This is a genomic window from Pseudomonas sp. ADAK21, assembly GCF_012935735.1.
Lineage (GTDB): Bacteria > Pseudomonadota > Gammaproteobacteria > Pseudomonadales > Pseudomonadaceae > Aquipseudomonas > Aquipseudomonas proteolytica.
Genome location: NZ_CP052857.1, coordinates 4,234,848 through 4,254,093, shown reverse-complemented (window position 1 = coordinate 4,254,093; position 19,246 = coordinate 4,234,848). Strand labels below are relative to the sequence as shown.

The following is a 19,246-nucleotide window of genomic DNA, read 5'->3' as shown; positions in this document are numbered from 1 at the left end:
ATATATCGACTGACATTACGCATTCGCGAGCAAGCCCGCTCCCACCTTTTGGATGTGTGGTGTTTCAGCGCTTGATGTTTTTCAGCTCATCGAGCAGCCCCAGCAAGGTCTGCAATTTCTGCGCCCCCAACTGCTCCTGCAAGCGCTGGTAGTTGGCCTCCATGCACTGGCTCATGGACGCAAAACTCGCCCGGCCCTTGTCCGCCAGGGTCACCAGTACCCGCCGCTGATCCTGCTCGGCCTTGCGCCGGTGGATCATCCCCGCCGCTTCCATGCGCACCAGCACGCCCGTCATGCTCGGCTTGAGGATGCAGGCCAGTTCCGCCAGTTGGTAAATCTCCAGTTCGTCGTGTTGATTGAGGATGCGGATCACCCGCCATTGCTGCTCGGTCAGGCCATGTTCGTTCAGCGAGGGGCGGAAAAAACTCATGGCCGCTTCGCGGGCCTGCAACAGGGTGAGGGTCAGGGACTGCCGGGGTTTGAGCATAGAGTCAGGGTCACGTGATATTTAGTTAATGTTTTAACGAAACTCTAACATCCCCGCCCCGCGCTCGCGCTATAACTTAGTGGTCGCGCACGTCCATGGCGCGCTGAATCAAAAGCCTCGGCACGCAGGATCAAGACATTGATCCCGCCAAGGCCCCTAATGAAGACATCTGCTTTAGAGCCTTCCTTCACTTTTCAGGCTGCGCCATGATCAATATTGAAACCCCCACGTATTACACCGCTACCAAGAAGTACAACCTGAGCTTTCCCACCCTGGAACAAGACATCGAGGCCGACGTCGTGGTGATTGGCGGCGGGTTTTCCGGGATCAATACCGCCCTGGAGCTGGCGGAAAAGGGCATCACCAATATCGTCGTGCTGGAAGCGCGCTACCTGGGCTTTGGCGGCACCGGGCGCAATGGCGGGCAGATCATGGCCGGCATTGGCCACGACCTGGAGAAGATCAAGAACGACGTCGGCGAGGACGGCCTGCGCCAGGTCTTCGAGATCAGCGACCTGGGCGCCGATATCATCAAGGACCGTATCGCCAAGTACAACATCGACGCCGACTTCTGCCACGGCTACGGCTATATGGGCTTCAACGCCCGCCAGGAAAAGACCCTGCGGGCCTGGGAAAAAGACTTCAAGTCGATCAACAGCAAGCATGAGATCCGCTTCCTCGGCGGCTCCGACGTCCAGCAGATCATCGGCTCCAACGCCTACAGCAGCGCCCTGCTGCACATGGGCGGCGGGCATGTGCATTCGTTGAACCTGCTGCTGGGCGAGGCCACTGCCCTGGCCGGGCATGGCGTGCGGATCTTCGAGAACAGCCCGGCGCTGGAAGTCAGCTACGGCGAGCGCATCACCGTGCGTACCGGGCGCGGCTCGGTCAAGGCCAGCAAACTGCTATGGGCGTGTGACAGCTTCCTCAACAAACTGGAGCCGGAACTGCATCGCTCGACCATCAATACCTACGCGTTCCAGATGATGACCGAGCCGTTGAGCGAAGAGCTGATCCAGCGCATAAGCCCGATTCGCGGGGCCTACAGCGATATCCGCCCGGTGATCGACTACTACCGGGTGACCAATGAAAACCGCCTGTTGTTCGGCGCCGCCACGCCGTTGGTGGAGCACATTCCCGGCGACTTGAAGGCCTGGAACCGCAAGCTGATGCTGAAGATTTTCCCCTACCTCAAGGACGTGAAAATCGACCTGGCCTGGGGCGGCCCGATGGCCTGCAGCCCCAATCTGTTCCCGCAGATCGGCACCCTGCCGGGGCGCAGCAATGCGTTCTTCGTCCAGGGTTATTCCGGTTTCGGCGTCACCCCCAGCCACATCATCTGCAAGGTCCTGGCCGAAGGCATGAGCGAAGGCTCGGCGCGCTACGACCTGGTCAGCTCGATCCACCGCCCGACGATTATCGGCAAGGACGCAATCCGCCCGCTGCTGCTGACGGCGGGCAAATCCTGGCACCAACTGTCCGGTTACTGGAATGGTCGCCGCTAACCCCTTTTTTATCCCTCTGGAGCAACTGCCATGACCCTCGTTACCCTCAAGAAAGATATCCAGCTGTCTGAACTCGACGCCTGGGGCACCGTTGCCGACCTCGGCTCCGAAATCCTCGCCGGCGAACTCAAGGCCTTCGGCAAAATGACCTTCGGTGCGCCGACCGACCCGGTCAGCAGCGCCTACTTCGGCACCACCCAAGGCAAGTTCCGCATGGTCTACCCGTTCAACGAACAGGCCACGGTAGTCACCGGCGAAGTGCGCCTGACCGACGAGGCCAGCGGCCAAACCACCACCTACAAAGCGGGCGACAGCTGGTTCGTGACCCAGGGCACGCCCGTGCTGTGGGAAGTGCTGAGCGAGAGTTTCGTCAAACACTACTTCGCGGTCGTATAACCCCCAGAGCAATCGCTTTGCTTTATGTAGGAGCGGGCTTGCCCGCGATAGCAGTGGCTCAGTCAGAACATACATTGACTGATCCACCGCCATCGCGGGCAAGTCGAATCGTCGCACCGCCGCTCCCACATTCGGTGTGTGGTGGTTGATGAATGGGGTTCAGGCCATCCGGCTGGAACGGAACGCCTTGGGCGACAGGTCAAACTGCTTCTTGAACGAACGGCTGAAATGCGCCGAATCGGTAAAGCCCCACTTGTAGGCAATCGAAGTGATCGATTCGCTACGCAGGAACGGGTTGGTCAAGTCATCAGCGCTGCGCTTGAGCCGCGCACGTTGGATGTAGCGGCAGACGCTGTCGTCCTGCTCCTCGAACAGCCGGTATAAATGACGCACCGAGATGTTCAGCCGGCTGGCCAGGCCCACGGGGCTCAAGCCGGGTTGGCTCAGGGACTCATCAATGATTTTCTGCACGTAGCTGCGCAGGTTGTTGCCTTGCAACGCGCTGGTATCGTCGCGCGCGTCATCGTCCTGCTCCAGGGCTGAGCCCAGCAGCGACACAAACGCACACTGCAACGCCTCGACCTCATCCTCGGCGCCTTCGCTGCCCTTGCACAGTTGGTCCATCAATACATGCAACATGCGCCCACAGGCTTTGCTGGAGGAAATCTTGCCAAAGGTCTTCGATTGGCTGCCCATCTGCTTGCACACCTGAGCGCGCGGCAACGACAGCGAGGTATGTTCGATCAAGCCGAACGGGGTGATTTCAATGGAGCCCACCGAGTCCATCAGCAGCAGTTCGCCAGGGGCCAGTTGCACCCGCTGGCCGTTCTGCACGATCTGCGAATAGCCGCTGCGCTGGCTGACCAAAAAACAATCCTGGTCGTTATCATGGTCGGGATTGGAAACCTGGCGCTTGATCAGGCCGGCATTGGTACGCAGGCTGGCCAAGGGCAACCCGCCGTTTGAAAGCATGGAAAACTCGCCGATAAACAGCGAACGGTTGAAAGCCAGTTCGGTGTCGAAGTGGCCGCACATCGCACGCAAGTCGCGGTTCCAGGTGTCGAGCCCCTGTTGTGCACTCTGTTGGATACCCATGGGTGTCTCCACAATGGCTTATTGTTTTTGTCGGGCAATAGTTAACATGTTATCTATATGCGCGCAACAAGTACCTGTCCGCCATTGTGTTTGCACTAATGATGCCAATCAGAGCGTGCGCAATACGCGCTGCAAGCCCACCAGCGCAGCCAGCAAGGCATCGCGCTGCACGCGGCTCAAGGCGATGTAGCGCCGAAAGGCCGGCATGCGGTTGACCACCTCGCTGCCGCCCATATGCTCCAGGCGCACATGCCATTGATGGTCGCGCAGCTCGATGTGCAAGCGTTTGAAATCCAGGGGCATCAATGCCTGGTGCAAGGCGCTGTCGTGTTGCAGACGCGCCTGCAGTTGCCCCAACAAAGCACGTTCGCCCATGCGTTGCCGACAGTGGATCCCGGTCCGTCGAACAGCCCCGCCATGGTGCAAGGCAAAACTCGCCGCGCCCTCTGTCGAGGCAGGCAGGCGCACGCTGAACTCCGTCATGACCAGGTGCATCAACAACTGCGATTCGGTGCGCTCGCGGATTTCCAGGTGCAGGCTGTCGTCGTCCAGGGCAACCCGCGCCAAGGTCGGCGAGACTTGCTCGAAACGCGCCAGCCCAAGGTTGCGCCGCAGTTGCCCAAGGGTGCGCCCCGGCTGATAGCCCGCTGGCGCCCGTTGTGCGCTGAACAGTTCAGACAGCTTTTGCCGCAGCACTGACATAGCCGCTGTGAGCGTGACCCGGTTCATTGGCAAACTCCTTGGCCAGCACGTCTTCCACCGACGCCGGCTTGAATGGATTGACCTTCTGCACCACCAGGGTCCAGAACAGCGCATACACCGCCGTACCGCCCAGCATCACGCCGAACGGGACGTAGATATCCGCCGGGTTCATCCCCGGTGGCGTGATAAACCACATGCCCAAAAGAATGCCGGCGCTGGACAGCAACTGCGGCAGTGGGAACCACGGCGAGCGATAGGCCCGTGGCAAGTCTGGACGACGAATGCGCAGGATCACCACCGACACCGTCACCAGCAGGTAGGCAAAACTCCACGCACACACCGCCGCCAGCACCAGGTGCATGATGTTGTCGGTGTTGCCGCCCAGGTACAGCGCGTGCAGGCAGGGAATCAGCATCGCCACCAGGATGCACAGCACCGGGGTCTTGAAGCGTGGGTGCAGGTAGGTGAACACCTTCGGCAGCGCGCCATCCACCGCCATGCCGTAGAGAATCCGTGGCACACCGGCCATCAAGGTATTGATGGTGGCGGCGCCGGCAAACAGAAAACCGACGCCCAGCCACAGCGGCCCGATCTGCCCCATGACCTGTTCGGCAAAGCGTGGGATCGCCATGGGCGTGTCCAGCAGATGCACGCCGCTGGCCGCGTCCAGCACCACGTTTTCGACCTGGCGCTTCATGGCCGCGCCATAGATGAACATGCACGTCGCCACGCCCATCAGGCCGAGCATCATCGCCCGTGGCATGACCTTGGCCGACTGGCGCAAGTCCGGCGCCAGCGGGGTGACGAATTCGCAGCCGACAAACATGAACATCGCCATGCCCACCAGGGATAACACCGTCACCAGGTCGCTGCCCACCAGAGACTCGCCAAACCAGCCGTCCAGTTGCACTGCCGGCGCGGCGATCAAGCCCAGCACGCCAAACACCATCAAGGTGGTCCACATACCGAAGGTCAGGATGATTTCGGCGCGGCCAAAGGCGCTGACGCCAAACACATTGAGCACGCCGAACACCAGCACAAAACCGACGCCAAGCAGCCAGGAACCCCCGGCGGATTCGGCCAGGGTATTGAGGTGTTCGAAGTTCACCAGGGCCATGACCCCGGCGAGGATGGTCTCGGCGGTGCCGGCAAACACATGCACGATCAAATAGGCCGACAAGGTGCCGGTGATCGCAAAAAAACGGCCCATGCCGCAGTTGATGTAGTCGTACACCGAGCCGGTAGTGGGCAGGATCGAGGCGGCCTCGGCGAAGGTTGTCGCCTGGGCCAGCATCATCACCACGGCGATCAGCATGGCCAACGCAAACGCGCTGCCGCCGATGCCAAAACCCATGGTCGCGGTGAGAATCACCGGGCTGGCCATGATCAGGCCAATGGTGCTGGCCAACGCGGTGGGAAAGCCCACCGTGCCCCGGTTCAGGTGCGCGGTAAGTCTGTCATTGATCGACATGGTGCAGATCCTCGAAAGGGATTTTTTAGAAGTGTTTGCACTGTGCGCCCCGCCCAACCTGATCGTCTTGCCCCTGGCTGCCGCCGGTTTTGTTGCTCCCTGCCAGGGCTTGCGGCGTGGCGGCCAGGATCAATTGCCTGGCACGCAGGTGAAAGACTTGTGCCGCCGACGCTCGTCCTAATGCGCCCTCAACTTCATCTTGCTGGGGACTATAACAATGGAGCACACACTCAAAACCCGCCACCTGCACCCGGCCGTCGGCCTGGGGCTGGCGCTGTTGATCGGCCAACCCGCGGCCCAGGCAATCGAACTGTATGCCGACGACGACACCACCGTCACCGGCAACTTCCTGGCCGTGTACGGCATGTTCAACAGCCGCAAGAACTACGAGGGCAGCCCGGGTGGCTCGACGTGGCGGGAAGGCTTTATCAAGTATGGCTTGAGCGTCGACCAGACCCTGGGCGGCCTGGGCAGTGTGTATGGCACCGCCAACCTGGTGAGTTCTGGCACCTGGGGCGATGGCGATGCCTCCCGTGTGACCGACGGCAGCGAGCGCACCACCAAGTTCGACGAAGCCTTTGCTGGCTGGCGCTCGGGGGACCTGTTGCCGGCGTTGGGCAAGGATGGCCTGGACCTGTCGTACGGGCGCCAGATCATCACCGTGGGCGATGGTTTTATCATCAATGACGACGGCCCGAACCTGGGCAATGGCGTGGCCGATGGCGAGTTCGACCGTGGCGGCGCCTATTACATCGCGGCCCGGCATGCTTTCGACAAGGCTGCGGTGGTGCGCCTGGGCGGCAAGGACGGCTTGCACGGCAGCCTGATGTGGATCGAGTCCGACAACCGCGCCCAGGCCCTGACCGAGATGGCCATCGGCACCCTGGAATACAGCGCCGCACCGGGCACCCTGGGCCTGACGTACCTGCATGGCATTGATGTGGACGAACGCTATGCCAGTGATGTGCAAAAGCAGCGCAAGGGCATGAACCTCTACAGCCTGCGCGGCAGCGGGAATGCCGGGATCGACAACGCGCACTTCTCGTTTGAATACGCCTGGCAGGACAAGGACCCCGGCCCGGAAAAAGCCTGGTACGCCGAAGCCGGCTATACCTTTGCCGACCTGCCCTGGTCGCCGGACCTGACCTACCGTTATGCGCGCTATTCGAAGAATTGGGATGCACTGTTCGCCGGTTTCAACCGCGGTTATGGCACCTGGGTCCAGGGCGAAGTGGCGGGCAACTACTCCGGGCCCTACAACACCAACACTGCGGTGCAGCATGTAGCACTCAAGGTCAAGCCGCTGGACAACCTGACCCTCGGCGCGCTGTTCTTCGACTACCAGACCGTGAGCAAACGCAACATGCTCGACCTCGATGGCCGCGAGCTGGACCTGTATGCCGAATGGGCGGTGAATGACCACCTGATCATCACGCCGTTGATTGGCCTGTACCAACCGGACAAGGACCAGGACAACGGCGGCAACCAGGTCGGCGGTAACGGCACCAACGTGTACAGCCAGTTGGTGGTGGCTGTGCCGTTCTGAGGTTTGGTTGTGGTGTGACTGGCCTGTGATGGCGCTTCCTGTGGCGAGCGGGCTTGTCGGAACGCCGCATCGCCCGCGCTGGGCTGCCAAGCAGCCCCAAAACCTGCCGCCGCAGTTTGTCTGAAGAACCGCAGCGGGTTTATGGGGGGCTGCTGCGCAGCCCAGCGCGGGGCAAGCCCTAATGCCGTTCAGTTAAGCGGATTCTGCTTTCTGTAGGAGCGAGCTTGCTCGCGAAGGACGTCAACGATAACGCGTGTTTGCTAGGTAAACGCGGCGCTCTCAAGTTCTTCGCGAGCAAGAACTAGGCGTCCCCCTCGCTCCTACAAAAAGGCTTAACTGAACGGCATTAGGGCAAGCCCGCTCGCCACAAGGAAATCTGCTCCCCTAAAAAAGCCTGCGCCCCTACAAGAAAGCCTGCTCAATACAACAACCCTCCCCCCGGCAGATGGCAGCCACAGGCATGCGCCCCGGCAGGCATAGTCAAGCTGTAGCCGCCGGCGTTGGTTAGCCTCGGGTTTTCCTTTTTGATCAGGAACACCCCCCATGAGCGATATCGCGCTGCTGCCCCAGGTCGAAGCCTTCTTGCGTCGAGACCACGGCCTGTTTATCGACGGTGGCTACGTCCCCAGCCAATCCAGCCAGACCCTGGAGGTGATCAACCCCGCCACCGGCCAGGTCATTGCCACGGTCGCCGATGCGCAAGCCAGTGATATTGAACGGGCGGTGACGTCTGCCCGGCACGGTTTCAAACAATGGTCCCAGGCCGCGCCCGCGGTCCGTGGCAACGTCCTGCTCAAACTCGCCGACCTGCTGGAACGCAACCGCGAGGAACTGGCGCAGATCGAGACCTGCCAGTCGGGCAAGATCATCCAGATTTCCCGCGCCTTTGAAGTGGACCAGGCCGCGCATTTCCTGCGTTATTACGCGGGTTGGGCAACCAAGATCAGCGGCCAGACCCTCACCCCATCGCTGCCCTCGTTTGCCGGCGAGCGCTACACCGCCTTCACCCTGCGCGAACCGGTGGGTGTGGTGGTCGGCATCGTGCCGTGGAACTTCTCCACCATGATCGCCATCTGGAAACTCGCCTCGGCCCTGGTGACCGGTTGCAGCATCATCATCAAGCCCAGCGAGTTCACCCCGCTGACTCTGCTGCGCATTGCCGAACTGGCCGTGGAAGCCGGCCTGCCCGCGGGCGTGCTGAACGTGCTGACTGGCGGTGGCCAGGTGGGCAAGGGGCTAATCGAACACCCAGGCACTGACAAGGTGTCGTTCACCGGCTCGGTGCCCACCGGCATTGCGGTCGGCCGCGCGGCCATGGGCGCCGGCCTGACGCGGGCGACCCTGGAGTTGGGTGGCAAAAACGCGGCGGCGTTCCTGCGCGATGTGCCGCTGGAAACCGCCGTCAACGGCATTATCGAGGCCGGGTTCCTGCACTCGGGGCAGATCTGCGCGGCGGCCGAGCGCTTCTTCGTCCATCGTTCACAGGTCAACCCCGTCATGGAGGCCCTGGCCCAGCGTTTGAGCGCATTGAACATCGGCTCGCCGCTGGATGAGCGCACCGAATTCGGCCCGGTCACCCATCGCCAACACCAAGCGAAGCTGGAAGGTTTTTTTGCCACCGCCCGCGCCGAAAACAACACGATTATCTACGGCGGCCAACCGATGGATCGCCCCGGTTGCTACGTCGAGCCCACGGTGATCCTCGCCAACAGCATCAACGACACGCTACTCACCGAAGAAACCTTCGGCCCCATCGCCACCTTCCTGCCCTACGACGACGAGGAGGAGTTGCTGGCACTGATGAACCACACTGCCGGCGGCCTCAGCGCCAGCCTGTGGACCAACGATCTGGGCAAGGCCCTGCGTATGGTCCCGGCCATCAACGCCGGCACGGTGTGGGTCAACATGCACACCCTGCTCGACCCGGCCGTGCCATTCGGTGGCAACAAATCCTCGGGGATTGGCCGGGAGTTTGGCAGTGCGTTTATCGAGGACTACACCGAACTCAAGTCGGTGATGATGCGTTATTGATCAACCTGGGATCAGCGCCTCCGCCTCGATCTCGATCAACCATTCGGGCAGCGACAGGCCGCTGACGATGATCCACGACGACGGCGGTGGGTTGTTCGGGAAACGCTCGCGCAAGGCGGCGGCGATAGGCTCCTGCTGATCGCGGGCGGACTCGACGATGTACAGGCGCAGCATGATCACATGGGTCAGATCCCCCCCGGCCGCGGCCAGGACCTTTTCGATATTGTCCAGAGCGGTGGCGGTCTGCTCGGCGATGCCCGGGCCGACGGTGCGTTCGTCAGCGTCCACGCCTACCTGGCCGGACAGTAGAATGCGTCGGCCATCGCGCACTTCCATGGCCTGGCTGAAACCGTATTGCAGGGAGTTGAAGACTGTCGGGGGATTGATGGTTCTTCGTTGCATGACGACTCCTTGTTGTCTGTAGGAAACAAGGCTACCTCAACGGTTTTTCTGGCTCTTGGAGAAGTTGCATATTTCAACATCTGGAAACAGAACGCCTTGCAAACAACCTCTCCCCTGCCTATATTCGCGCCAGGCGCCATCTACGCCACCCTCCGCGGAAAGGGCTGCGCCCAGGACATGACTGCCTATCCCATCACTACGACTCCCAACCTTAAAGCGGACAAGGTTTGTGCAAGGAGATCGTATGTCGCAACGCCCCGTCTCACCGTCCACTGACGGCCGTATCAACCTTGAGCAGCAGCGCAAGCGCGCCAAGGAGCTTTTACAGCGTATGAAACAAGGCACGGCGCCCGATGAACTGGCGCAGGTTGCCCACCCGCCGCCGACCCTGTCCGATGCTCAATGGCTGATTGCCCGACAGTTGGGTTTCAGCAGTTGGCCAAAACTCAAGGCCCATGTGGATGCGGTGGACTTCGCCGCCAGCCACCCGGGCTTCGAGGCCAGTGATGAAGCGCGCACCACCCATTGGCGTTGCGGCAATGATATTGCCCACAGCCTTGGCGTGGCCGGGTTCAAGGGGCGCTTTCGGATGCTCAGTGATCCGCTGTGCATGGGCCCGGTCCAAGCCTTGCCCGCCGAGGCCTACCGAGCGACGCGGGCGCGTTTCATCAGCCAGGCGTTTACCCTGGACGTGGCAGATGCCGCGCGCCGCCTGGACGATGAATACACCCATCTCAAGGAACTGGGCAGCGCCGATCACTGCGTGTTGTGGTGCGAAGCCGATGGCTATGACCAGTTGTTTTTGATCCGTGCCCTGGCAGGTCTTGACCATACGCCCGCCAGGCTGGAGCTGATCGAAGTCGACCACATACCCGGCGTACAACGCTTTATCGGTATCGGCCAATTGGCGCCGCAGGTATTGGCGTGGCTGTGGCCTCAACGTCGGCCGGTCGACGAGCCGATGCGCCAGTTGGCGCGGCAGGCGTGGGCGGCCTATTGCGACAACTCGCCCGTGGCCCTCGCGCAACTGGCCCGCGCGCCCCACCCCGCCTTGCCCTTGCTGGCCCCGGCACTGCGTCGGCAGTTGCAGGAGCTGCCCGGCGCGCGTGACGGTTTGTCGCTGACCGAGCGCCTGGCCCTGGAGTATCTGGCCGAAGTCGGCCCCACGGCGTTTGCCCGGGTGTTCGCCGAGCTGATGGCCAAGCGAGACCCCCTGCCCTTTCTTGGCGACATGATGTTCCACGCCCTGATGCGGCCGCTGATCGACGGCGCCGCTCCTTTGCTGACGGAGTCCGACGCCGACCGGCCATGGCCTGAACGTACATTGGCGCTGACACCGCTGGGCGTCAGCGTCTTGAATGGCCGCGCGTACTGGCCCGATCACGCAAGCCACCCGCGTTGGGTCGGTGGCGTGCAGATCGTACCCGGCCAGCCACACTGGACGATTGACGCCGAGGGCGTGCCAGCCTGGCGGGCTAACGCCCCTGGCTGAGCATCTGCAGGGTATAGCGCAAGGATGCCGGCAACATCGGGCCATGCCCCAGCCCGGTAAAGGTCAGGTGACGCACGTGTAGCCCATCCACCCGATGGAGTGTGCCCAGCAACGCCTTGAACGCCGTGTTACTGGCCTCTTTGGCCGGCGACACGGCTCCGGGGCTGGCCGGTTCCTGGTCGCCACGCATCAGCAGCAAGCGGGGCTGGCTGCCCCGCAGGCGTTGTGCCAGGCCGTTGGCCTCTGCCGTCATCAGCCCCTGGTTCCACCATAACGAAGGACTCGCTGCCGCGTAGTCATCGAAGGCTTGTGGGCGTGTCAGCAAGGCATGCAGCACCAGCAGACCACCGTAGGAGTGCCCCCACAGCAATTGCCGCTGTGGGGTGATGCCCAGACGCTGATTGATCAGCGGGCGAACGGTCCCGGTCAGCAGGTCAAGAAACACATCCGCACCGCCACTGGGCACGGCAGTCAAAGGGTCCCGCTGTTGCATGGCGCTGCCGACTTTCGGCGTGTAGTCAAAAGTACGTGCAGTACGCTCGATACGCAGCGGCGTGGCATAGCCCACGGCGACCAGCACCGGAGGCGCCACACTGTGTGCCAGTCGGTCCAGGCTCTGGCTATCCAGCGCAGCCATCGCGGCGTTGCCATCGAGCAAGTACGCCACTGGGGTGGCGTCACTCACCGTCGACGGCTGCCCCAGCCAGATCCGGTAATGACGGGCGCCATCGGCCGAATCCAGCTCCAGGCTGCTGAAGCTATAGGCACTGGCTTGGCGCAACACCGGCGCATCCATCAACTGATCCGGCGCGGGCCGGGCAACCGCGAGCGGGGCAATCAGCAGCAGCGCCAGGCTAATCCAGCGCCCCATCAAAAGGACGCCGTCAGGCTGGTGTACAAGGTGCGGCCGGACTGGTTATAGGTCGCGGCACCCGCCCCTTCGATATTGGCCACGCCCTGGGCATTGCCTTCGCGCCACAGGCGTTTGTCGAACAGGTTGTCGACGCCGGCTGTCAGGCTCAGGTTCTTGCTCAAAGCGTACGTGCCGCTGACGCCGGCAATGGCATAGGGCGATAATTGGTTGTTGCCCGAACCCGTCACGCGATCGCCGTGGTAATCGTATTTTTTCGGGGTTTGCTTGCCGTACCAGGCCACGCTCATTTGCAGGGACAGGGCATCGCTGGCCTGCCAGTCGAGCATCGAGTTCAAGGTGTACTTGGGTGCGACAGACAGCACATCGCCGGTCTGCTTGTTTTTCGATTGCAGCATGTAGGTGAAGTTGTTGGTCCAGTTCAACTGCTCGGTCAACGGCAGGGCCAGGGTGCCTTCCAGCCCTTCGACCAAGGCCTTGGGCACGTTTTCCCACTGGAAAATGCTTGCGTTGGCCGTGGTGCCGGTACCACCGCTGGCGTTGCCGACCGGGGTCAGGCCCGACTCGATTTTGTTTTTGTAGTCGTTACGGAAGTACGTCAGGCCGGCGACCACCCCCTCGTTGCGGTACTCGATCCCCAGTTCCTTGTTGACGCTGGTTTCGGCGTCCAGTTCGGCATTGCCTTGCAGGTAGCAACTGGTGGTCTGCCCGTAGCAACCCTGGCCATTGCTGTACAGCAAGTAGTTGGGGTTGAGCTGGTAGAGGTTGGGCGCCTTGTAGGAGCGGGCGATCCCGGCTTTCAGGGTCAGGGTGTCGGTGAGCACCTGGGACAGGTTCAGCGATGGGCTCCAGTTGTCGCCCACGACGTCGTGGTGGTCCATGCGCAGGCCGGGGGTCAGGCGCGTGCCGGGGCGCAGCTCAATGTTGTCTTCAACGAACACCGAGAAAATCCGCGCCGAGGACGAACTGCTGCGGTTGCTCCCGGCCAGCCCCGGCACGCTGCCGCCGGCGGTGGTGGTTTGCACGTTGGAGCTGGGGTCATCCAGTTGCTGCTCGACCCACTCGGTGCCCACGGTCAGTACCTGGTCCACCCCGGCATGCAAGGGCAGGCTGAGTTCGCCGTGGGCGGTCAGGTCGCGCAAGACGCTGGTATTGAAGTTGCTGCTGGAGAAGATCCCTTCGGTGCCGCCCGCCAAGCCCTCACTGATCCGGCTGTTGCGGGTCTTTTCGTATTGCAGGTAGGCCAGGCTGGTGCCCAGGTCCCAGTCGCCGCGATGGGTCACGGCGTAGGTCTCGCGGTACATCACGTTGGTCTCGTGGCCGAGCAGTTTTTTCACATTGGCGTTGCTGTTGGTGTTCTGGGTGTCACCGGTGTAGATGTTGCCCTGGCGGCTGAAGCCGGCTTCCAGGTCCAGGGTTTGCTCAGGCGTCATCTGCCAGCTCAACAGGCCGTTGACGTCCTTGTTGCGCACCCCTTCGCGCCCCGCCGGCAAGGTGCCGATCTGGTTACCGGTACGTTTGGATTCATGGCCGCTGTTGATGTCGGCGTCGTCGGCATTGGTTTTCGCCACGTTGCCGTATACCCGGTAGCTGAGGGTGTCGGTCAGCGGGCCGTTCAGGCCGAAGTTCATGCGCTGGGTCTCGCCTTCGGCGCTGTGCTGGGCGAAGTTGTGGTAGATGGTCGCCGAACCGTGGGTCTCGGTACCGGGTTGTTTGGTGATGATGTTCACCACGCCACCGGCGGCACCGTTGCCGTAACGGGCGGCAGCCGGGCCACGGATGACCTCGATGCGCTCGACCTGGTCGGCCGGCACCCAGTTGCTGTCGCCACGGCTGTCACGCTCGCCGCGCCAGCCATAGCGCACGGAGTTGCGGCTGCCCACCGGCTTGCCATCGACCAGGATCAGGGTGTTTTCCGGGCCCATGCCACGGATATCGATCTGCCGGTTGTTGCCGCGCTGGCCACTGCTGGAATTGCCTGTGAGGTTGACGCCGGGCATGGTGCGGATGATGTCCGACAGGTCATTGGCCGGTGGGCGCTTCTTGATGTCTTCGGCGGTGATGATCGACACACCGGGCGCCTGCTTGATCTCTTCCTGCGCCGTGCCCAGTACGGTCTGGGTTTGCAGTTCAAGACGCGCGGGCGTCTCGGGCTCGGCGGCAAAGCTGCTGGCGGGCAGCAGGCTGCACATACTCAGGGCTAGCAGGGACAGGGGCGGCAGACGGTGCATGGGAAGATCTCCGGAACGTCAAGCCCACCGATAGCGGTAGGCCAGCAAAGATCGCAGATGATAATCAGATGCAATTGCGAGTAAAGAACATTAACTTTCTAAACATTTGCCGCCGCCACCCGCAGGTGCATGCGCAAACCTTGCGTGCCATGGCTGGCCCACAACTGGCCGCCCTGCAGTTCGATAGCCCGCCGGGCAATGCTCAAGCCCAGGCCAAAGCCGGTACCGGGCGCACCGTCCAGGCGCAGGTAGGGTTCAAAAATCCGCTCCAGGTCGGCTTCGGCAACACCGGGGCCGTGGTCTTCGACGGTCAGCAGCCACGTATCGCCTTCACGCACGCCGCTCAAGCGGATCACACCGCCTGGGGGTGAATGGCGGATTGCATTGCGCAGGATGTTTTCCAGGGCCTGGGCGAAGCTGTTGAGGTGGACCCTGACTTCGCACGCACCGTCCACCTCGCACACCAGCGCCTGCAATGGCCAGTCGGTCTCGAAATGCGCGTCCTGCACCAGCGCTTCCCACACCGAGGCCACCCGCACATCCTCGGCCCCCAGGCGCGGCTTTTCGGTATCCAGCCAGGCCAGGTTGAGGGAGTCATCCACCAGGCGCCGCATCTCCTCGACTTCCCGCGTCAGCCGTTGCTCCAACTGTTGGCGCGCCAGGCCGCTTTCGCTGGCGATTTTCAAGCGGGCCAAGGGCGTGCGGATTTCATGGGACAAGGTGCGCAATAGCTGGCGCTGCTGCTGCAGGCTCTGGCGCAGGCGCTCGGCCATATGCTCGTAGGCGCGCGCCAACTCACCCAGTTCATCACCGCGCCGGGTCACGGAACTGCTGGCCAGTGGCGCCAGGTCACCGGCACTCAGGGCGTTCGCGCGCTCGCGCAACTCGTTCAACGGCACCACCAAGTGGCGATACAGCAGCAAGCCCAGGCCCAAGGCCAACACGACCGGTACCACACCGTGGGTAAACAGGTGCGTCCATGGCGTGAGCCCCGGTGGCAGCAGGCGCTCGGGCAGTTGCATCACCAAGCGGCCGCGCTCCGGGTGTTGCGGGAAGGCGATGCTGACATAGGGCAGTTCATCCTCCAGGCGCTTGCTCATGGGCCAACTGGGCTTGCGCATAAAGGTCAGGTGGCTGACCTCGGCCGCCGTCAGCGCTTGTGTGCCGAGGCTTTGCAGAAACGGGTCGAGCACGCCCACCCAAGTGTGCTCACGCTGTTGCAGGGCCTGGCGCCACCGTTCCACGGCCTTGGCGTCGCCGGTGGCCACCACCTCTTCGGCCTGGGCGGCATAGGCGGTCAGGGCCGCGCGGTCAGGCTCTTCAAGAAAGTATGTGCTGCGCTCCACCTGCAAGCCCCAGCCCCAGACCAACCAGACCAGCAGCAAGCAGAAACACACTTGCAACAGTGCCATTTTCCATAGCAGTGGATGCCGGCGCTGCATCAGCCCAAGCCTTCGCACAGCAGCACATAGCCCTGGTGACGCACCGCCTCGATGCGCACGCCCTGCAGGTTGATCGCCGCCAGCTTGCGCCGCACATTGCACACATGCACATCCAGGCCACGATCGAGCCGCGTATAGGCGCGGTGCAATACATGCTGGTACAGGAACGCTTTGGACAGGGGTTCGCCGGCATGCTCATGCAGCGTGCACAGCAAGCGGAATTCCGAACCCGTCAGCCCGGCTGGGCAGCCGTTGAACATTACATCCCGGGCGTCTATATCCAGATCCAGCAATGCTGGCCTGAAGGCCCGAGTGCCGCGATCAAGGGCCACCCGCCGCAGTAGGGCGTCGATCCGCACATCCAGCTCGGCGAGGCTGAAAGGCTTGGGCAGATAGTCGTCCGCGCCCTGGCTGAATCCGGTAATGCGATCCTGCTCGGCGCCCAGGGCCGACATCAGAATCACCGGCGTGCCCCGCTCGCTGCGCAAGCGCGCCAGCACCTTCAGACCGTTTTCGTTGGGCAGCATGATATCCAGCAGGATCAGTTCGACTGCCGGGTCCAGGGCCATGCTCAAGCCCTGATCACCGCAATGCGCACTGCTCATGGCAAATCCACGGCGGCTCAGGTGGGTACAAAGATGGGTGCACAGCTCGACGTCATCCTCGATGACCAGGATGCGCGCGGAAGAAGATGTCATAGGCAGTGGATGATAACTGTTCACAATTAGGCCAGTTTCTCACCCGGAGAAACATTGCGCAACGAATGGTGCGTGTTGTGCTGTTCGAGCGCCGATTATCAATATTTTGAAGAAACTGAATGCATCGAACCTGGGCTTTTTCAGTTAAACACCAGCAATCAAGCTATCTCCTCGTTAGATCACCTCACCGGATACAGGAGAAGCATCATGTCCAAAACCACCGTCAGCCAGTTCATGCAAACCCTCCATCAACGTCTCACTGAGTTATGGGATACCTGCGCCCGCGCAGGGGGCACACGCTCATGACCCGCTTGTTGTTGGGCGCTGCCATGCTGGCACTGCTGGCCGGTTGCACCACCGTCAAACAGCCTGAACTGGACGTCGCCGTGCAAAGTTCCGGGCAGATCTGGAATGCCGTGGCGCACTACAACGGTCGAACATTTCTCTCGGGGCCCCGCTGGACCGGGACCCAGGGGCCGCAACTGACTGCAATTGACCAGAACGGCCAGCACAGCGCCTACCCGAGTGCGGCCTGGAACAGCTGGGCGCCCGGGCAGGAGGCTGGCAACGTCTTCGTGAATATCAATGCCCTGCGCCTGGAAGGCGACAAACTGTGGGTAGTGGACACCGGCGCGCCCGAGTTCGGCGGCAACCCCGTCAGCCAAGGTGCGAAGCTGGTGTGTATCGACCTGCCTACCAACCAAGTGGTTCGAACCTACTTCTTCGGGCCGGATATCGCCATGGCTGGCAGCTACGTGGATGACGTCCGTTTCAGCGCGGGCATGGCCTTCCTTACCGATGCGGGAAACGCCGGGATTATTGTCGTGGATCTGCAAACCGGCGCTGCCCGCCGCGTACTGAACCAGCACGCCTCAGTCGTCGCCCGACCTGACCGGGACCTGATCCTCAGCAACCAAGTGGTCAAGGCCCCCAACGGCGCCCCCCTACGCGTCAACGCCGACCCGCTGGAAGTCAGCATCGATGGCGTCTGGCTGTATTACGGCCCGCTGCAAGGCCCGTGGTTCAAGGTGCGTATCCAAGACCTTGCCAACCAGGCCCTGAGCCCGCAACAACTGGCCGCACGGGTGGAATTCTTTGCCGATATCCCGGCAACCGGCGGGTCGGTCATGGATGCACAGGGCAACCTGTACTTTTCCGACCTGGCGCACGACGCCATTCGCGTACGCCGCACTGATGGGCAGATCGAAACCCTGATCCAGGACAAGCGCTTGCATTGGGTTGATGCGCCCTTCCTGGATAAGGACGGCACACTGTGGCTGCCCACACCCCAAATGGACCGGGTAGGGTTATTCAACAACGGCCAATCCCTGGTGCAGTGGCCGATGAGGGTTTATCACTTGTCGACCCATCGCTGATCAGCGTCCATGCGAATTGCTTAGCGCTTTCACATCCCTTTCACAGTCGGGCGCATAGGGTAGTCCCAGCTCCTAGTGAAAACCTTTAAGCCCGCACTCCCCATCGCGGGCTTTTCTTTGTCTGGAATTCGGCAGGCCGTGAGGCGGCGCGGCCCGTCAGCACGGGAGCCTGCCCAGCGAAATCGCCTCGGTGATCGCATTCCTGTGCAGCCACGGCGCGAGCTTCATGACCGGGGAAGTGCTGCATCATCGCGGGGTGAGTAACCCATCAGCCTGCAGCGGCGATCGCCAGGGCCAGTTGTGCGTCAGTCATCAGCGCAGGCTTGTAGGTCGAGCGGTAATACCTGCACGCCTGCTCGAACTGCGCACCACGGATCTGGCCATCGGAACCAATGAACGCCAGCGCGTCACTTTTGGATGATTTGAAAAGCTCTGGAATATAGGACGTGCCTGCGGTGGCTGCCGAGGTGATTACGAAGGGGGCTACCGAAGTGATCATGAGCGCCCCCTGGAACGGATTATTGTTCTCGGCGGCCACAGCCAGATTGCCAATCGACACCATGAGGGTGATTGCTAGAGGTTTACAGAAATCCACTGTTGATCGCTTCCTTGCCTTCAGATGCGCGCCACGATAACAGAGTTGGGGGGGTGTGCTGCTCCGCTCCTGTTATGCGCGCCGGCCATAAAGAACGAAGTTGGAGGGCGCTGTTTGGGGTCGCTTATCATCACCACTAGCTTCCCTCGGGCCATTGCGCCGATGGTATCCCGGACAGGTATTTGAGATGCCTCATCAAAGATAACGAGATCGAATGGCGTAAATTTTGGTTCTGTCATCGTGCAGGAGCTGAGTAGCCCCAGCCAGAGAATTGCTGAAATTCTAATACCGGCCGACTTTGGGGGCGGCATGAGCGGTCAGGCGTGAAGAACGGTGACGAGCGGCTCGTAGTGCTGAACAGCGTGGCCAGGTCGATCATCGAAAAGCAGCGCGGTATCAGCAAGGAATGGGGTTTCCCATACAACGGCACCGCGATGCACCGAATGAACGACTCGGCCTGGAAGAAGGCTCGGGTGAGAGCGGCGAAACTCTGGCAGAAGGAAAGCCTTCGCCCCGCTCACCCTGGGTATGCATCCATCAGGATCCATGACCTTAAACACACGTTCGGCCGGCGGCTACGCGCAGCAGGTGTAACCTAGGAAGATCGCAAGACCCTTCTGGGGCACAAGAACGGCAGCATCACCAGTCACTACTCAGGCGCTGAGCTTGGGCATCTGATCGAAGCTGCGAATATGGTATCAGCAACCGATTCTCGCGGACCGGTCCTGACAATTTTGAAGAGGAAGCAGGCGTGAGAAAACGACAAGTCACGCAAAAGTCACGCGCATGAAAAAGGCCAATGCTGTGAACATTGGCCTAAGTCATTGAAAAATATGGTCGGGACGGAGTGATTCGAACACTCGACCCCTAGCACCCCATGCTGGCGGGAGTCCTGAAAAGCCTTTA

At 61.7% G+C, this 19,246-nt stretch carries 17 protein-coding genes and 1 pseudogene; 8 read left to right on the top strand and 10 right to left on the bottom strand.

Features of this window, described 5'->3' with window-relative positions; all coding sequences use genetic code 11:
- Positions 1 to 64 precede the first annotated feature (64 nt).
- Positions 65 to 487 carry a homoprotocatechuate degradation operon regulator HpaR gene (hpaR, locus tag HKK57_RS19375; RefSeq protein WP_029294338.1) on the bottom strand — a complete coding sequence of 141 codons (423 nt, stop codon included), beginning with the start codon at positions 485 to 487 and terminating at the stop codon, positions 65 to 67.
- A gap of 206 nt (positions 488 to 693) precedes the next feature.
- Between hpaR and HKK57_RS19370 the strand changes: the two genes are divergently transcribed.
- Both HKK57_RS19370 and HKK57_RS19365 read left to right on the top strand, forming a co-directional pair.
- Complete coding sequence (locus tag HKK57_RS19370) at positions 694 to 1,992, top strand: NAD(P)/FAD-dependent oxidoreductase (protein WP_070995055.1); 1,299 nt, start codon at positions 694 to 696, stop codon at positions 1,990 to 1,992.
- Between the two features lie 30 nt (positions 1,993 to 2,022).
- Positions 2,023 to 2,388: a cupin domain-containing protein gene (locus HKK57_RS19365; RefSeq protein ID WP_029294333.1), complete on the top strand. Its 366-nt coding sequence runs from the start codon at positions 2,023 to 2,025 to the stop codon at positions 2,386 to 2,388.
- Between the two features lie 159 nt (positions 2,389 to 2,547).
- Here the strand turns inward: HKK57_RS19365 and feaR are convergent, their stop codons facing one another.
- From feaR to HKK57_RS19350, 3 genes are all read right to left on the bottom strand, one after another.
- Positions 2,548 to 3,483, bottom strand: coding sequence for a transcriptional regulator FeaR (feaR, locus tag HKK57_RS19360; RefSeq protein ID WP_070995056.1), 936 nt, complete (start codon positions 3,481 to 3,483; stop codon positions 2,548 to 2,550).
- A gap of 108 nt (positions 3,484 to 3,591) precedes the next feature.
- Positions 3,592 to 4,212, bottom strand: coding sequence for a DUF3156 family protein (locus tag HKK57_RS19355; RefSeq protein WP_169889037.1), 621 nt, complete (start codon positions 4,210 to 4,212; stop codon positions 3,592 to 3,594).
- On the bottom strand, positions 4,157 to 5,656 hold the full coding sequence (locus HKK57_RS19350; protein ID WP_159908305.1) for an APC family permease: 1,500 nt from the start codon (positions 5,654 to 5,656) through the stop codon (positions 4,157 to 4,159). The genes HKK57_RS19355 and HKK57_RS19350 overlap by 56 nt, the downstream gene beginning before the upstream one ends.
- 31 nt (positions 5,657 to 5,687) lie before the next feature.
- On the opposite strand from HKK57_RS19350, the gene HKK57_RS19345 reads away from it, so the two are divergent.
- The 3 genes from HKK57_RS19345 to HKK57_RS19335 all read left to right on the top strand — a co-directional run bounded on the left by HKK57_RS19345 (position 5,688) and on the right by HKK57_RS19335 (position 9,233).
- Positions 5,688 to 5,837 (top strand): hypothetical protein, encoded by a 150-nt coding sequence (locus HKK57_RS19345; protein ID WP_235861125.1) that lies wholly within the window; start codon positions 5,688 to 5,690, stop codon positions 5,835 to 5,837.
- Positions 5,838 to 5,873: 36 nt separating this feature from the next.
- Positions 5,874 to 7,202, top strand: coding sequence for a hypothetical protein (locus HKK57_RS19340; protein ID WP_070995059.1), 1,329 nt, complete (start codon positions 5,874 to 5,876; stop codon positions 7,200 to 7,202).
- Between the two features lie 543 nt (positions 7,203 to 7,745).
- Positions 7,746 to 9,233, top strand: coding sequence for an aldehyde dehydrogenase family protein (locus tag HKK57_RS19335; protein ID WP_070995060.1), 1,488 nt, complete (start codon positions 7,746 to 7,748; stop codon positions 9,231 to 9,233).
- Here HKK57_RS19335 and HKK57_RS19330 read toward each other — a convergent pair whose 3' ends face one another.
- Positions 9,234 to 9,635 (bottom strand): RidA family protein, encoded by a 402-nt coding sequence (locus HKK57_RS19330; RefSeq protein WP_169390582.1) that lies wholly within the window; start codon positions 9,633 to 9,635, stop codon positions 9,234 to 9,236.
- A 244-nt stretch (positions 9,636 to 9,879) separates the two neighbouring features.
- Here HKK57_RS19330 and HKK57_RS19325 point away from each other — a divergent pair, with 244 nt between their 5' ends.
- A complete protein-coding gene (locus HKK57_RS19325; RefSeq protein ID WP_169390581.1) occupies positions 9,880 to 11,127 on the top strand; it encodes a DUF1835 domain-containing protein in 1,248 nt (415 codons plus the stop codon).
- On the opposite strand, the gene HKK57_RS19320 is transcribed toward HKK57_RS19325, so the two are convergent.
- From HKK57_RS19320 to HKK57_RS19305, 4 genes are all read right to left on the bottom strand, one after another.
- Entirely contained in the window at positions 11,111 to 11,998 is an 888-nt protein-coding gene (locus HKK57_RS19320) for an alpha/beta hydrolase (RefSeq protein ID WP_169390580.1), read from the bottom strand. The two genes, HKK57_RS19325 and HKK57_RS19320, sit on opposite strands and share 17 nt — an antisense overlap.
- Complete coding sequence (locus tag HKK57_RS19315; protein ID WP_169390579.1) at positions 11,998 to 14,229, bottom strand: TonB-dependent siderophore receptor; 2,232 nt, start codon at positions 14,227 to 14,229, stop codon at positions 11,998 to 12,000. The genes HKK57_RS19320 and HKK57_RS19315 overlap by 1 nt, the downstream gene beginning before the upstream one ends.
- Before the next feature lie 98 nt (positions 14,230 to 14,327).
- Positions 14,328 to 15,671 (bottom strand): HAMP domain-containing sensor histidine kinase, encoded by a 1,344-nt coding sequence (locus HKK57_RS19310; RefSeq protein WP_169390578.1) that lies wholly within the window; start codon positions 15,669 to 15,671, stop codon positions 14,328 to 14,330.
- A complete protein-coding gene (locus HKK57_RS19305) occupies positions 15,671 to 16,369 on the bottom strand; it encodes a response regulator transcription factor (RefSeq protein WP_070995065.1) in 699 nt (232 codons plus the stop codon). The genes HKK57_RS19310 and HKK57_RS19305 overlap by 1 nt, the downstream gene beginning before the upstream one ends.
- Positions 16,370 to 16,671: 302 nt before the next feature.
- Here HKK57_RS19305 and HKK57_RS19300 point away from each other — a divergent pair, with 302 nt between their 5' ends.
- Positions 16,672 to 17,745 (top strand): major royal jelly family protein, encoded by a 1,074-nt coding sequence (locus HKK57_RS19300; RefSeq protein ID WP_237150374.1) that lies wholly within the window; start codon positions 16,672 to 16,674, stop codon positions 17,743 to 17,745.
- 268 nt (positions 17,746 to 18,013) lie between these two features.
- Here HKK57_RS19300 and HKK57_RS19295 read toward each other — a convergent pair whose 3' ends face one another.
- Positions 18,014 to 18,340: a DUF2388 domain-containing protein gene (locus HKK57_RS19295; RefSeq protein WP_029294305.1), complete on the bottom strand. Its 327-nt coding sequence runs from the start codon at positions 18,338 to 18,340 to the stop codon at positions 18,014 to 18,016.
- Positions 18,341 to 18,619: 279 nt separating this feature from the next.
- On the opposite strand from HKK57_RS19295, the pseudogene HKK57_RS19290 reads away from it, so the two are divergent.
- A pseudogene (locus HKK57_RS19290) lies at positions 18,620 to 19,095 on the top strand (tyrosine-type recombinase/integrase); the annotation flags it as partial.
- Between the last annotated feature and the right edge of the window lie 151 nt (positions 19,096 to 19,246).

Bases quoted from the DNA above. Each gene is read 5' to 3' on its own strand.
- hpaR (WP_029294338.1), bottom strand. From the start codon at position 487: ATGCTCAAACCCCGGCAGTCCCTGACCCTCACCCTGTTGCAGGCCCGC.
- HKK57_RS19370 (WP_070995055.1), top strand. From the start codon at position 694: ATGATCAATATTGAAACCCCCACGTATTACACCGCTACCAAGAAGTAC.
- HKK57_RS19365 (WP_029294333.1), top strand. From the start codon at position 2,023: ATGACCCTCGTTACCCTCAAGAAAGATATCCAGCTGTCTGAACTCGAC.
- feaR (WP_070995056.1), bottom strand. From the start codon at position 3,483: ATGGGTATCCAACAGAGTGCACAACAGGGGCTCGACACCTGGAACCGC.
- HKK57_RS19355 (WP_169889037.1), bottom strand. From the start codon at position 4,212: ATGAACCGGGTCACGCTCACAGCGGCTATGTCAGTGCTGCGGCAAAAG.
- HKK57_RS19350 (WP_159908305.1), bottom strand. From the start codon at position 5,656: ATGTCGATCAATGACAGACTTACCGCGCACCTGAACCGGGGCACGGTG.
- HKK57_RS19340 (WP_070995059.1), top strand. From the start codon at position 5,874: ATGGAGCACACACTCAAAACCCGCCACCTGCACCCGGCCGTCGGCCTG.
- HKK57_RS19335 (WP_070995060.1), top strand. From the start codon at position 7,746: ATGAGCGATATCGCGCTGCTGCCCCAGGTCGAAGCCTTCTTGCGTCGA.
- HKK57_RS19330 (WP_169390582.1), bottom strand. From the start codon at position 9,635: ATGCAACGAAGAACCATCAATCCCCCGACAGTCTTCAACTCCCTGCAA.
- HKK57_RS19325 (WP_169390581.1), top strand. From the start codon at position 9,880: ATGTCGCAACGCCCCGTCTCACCGTCCACTGACGGCCGTATCAACCTT.
- HKK57_RS19320 (WP_169390580.1), bottom strand. From the start codon at position 11,998: ATGGGGCGCTGGATTAGCCTGGCGCTGCTGCTGATTGCCCCGCTCGCG.
- HKK57_RS19315 (WP_169390579.1), bottom strand. From the start codon at position 14,229: ATGCACCGTCTGCCGCCCCTGTCCCTGCTAGCCCTGAGTATGTGCAGC.
- HKK57_RS19310 (WP_169390578.1), bottom strand. From the start codon at position 15,671: ATGCAGCGCCGGCATCCACTGCTATGGAAAATGGCACTGTTGCAAGTG.
- HKK57_RS19305 (WP_070995065.1), bottom strand. From the start codon at position 16,369: ATGACATCTTCTTCCGCGCGCATCCTGGTCATCGAGGATGACGTCGAG.
- HKK57_RS19300 (WP_237150374.1), top strand. From the start codon at position 16,672: ATGACCCGCTTGTTGTTGGGCGCTGCCATGCTGGCACTGCTGGCCGGT.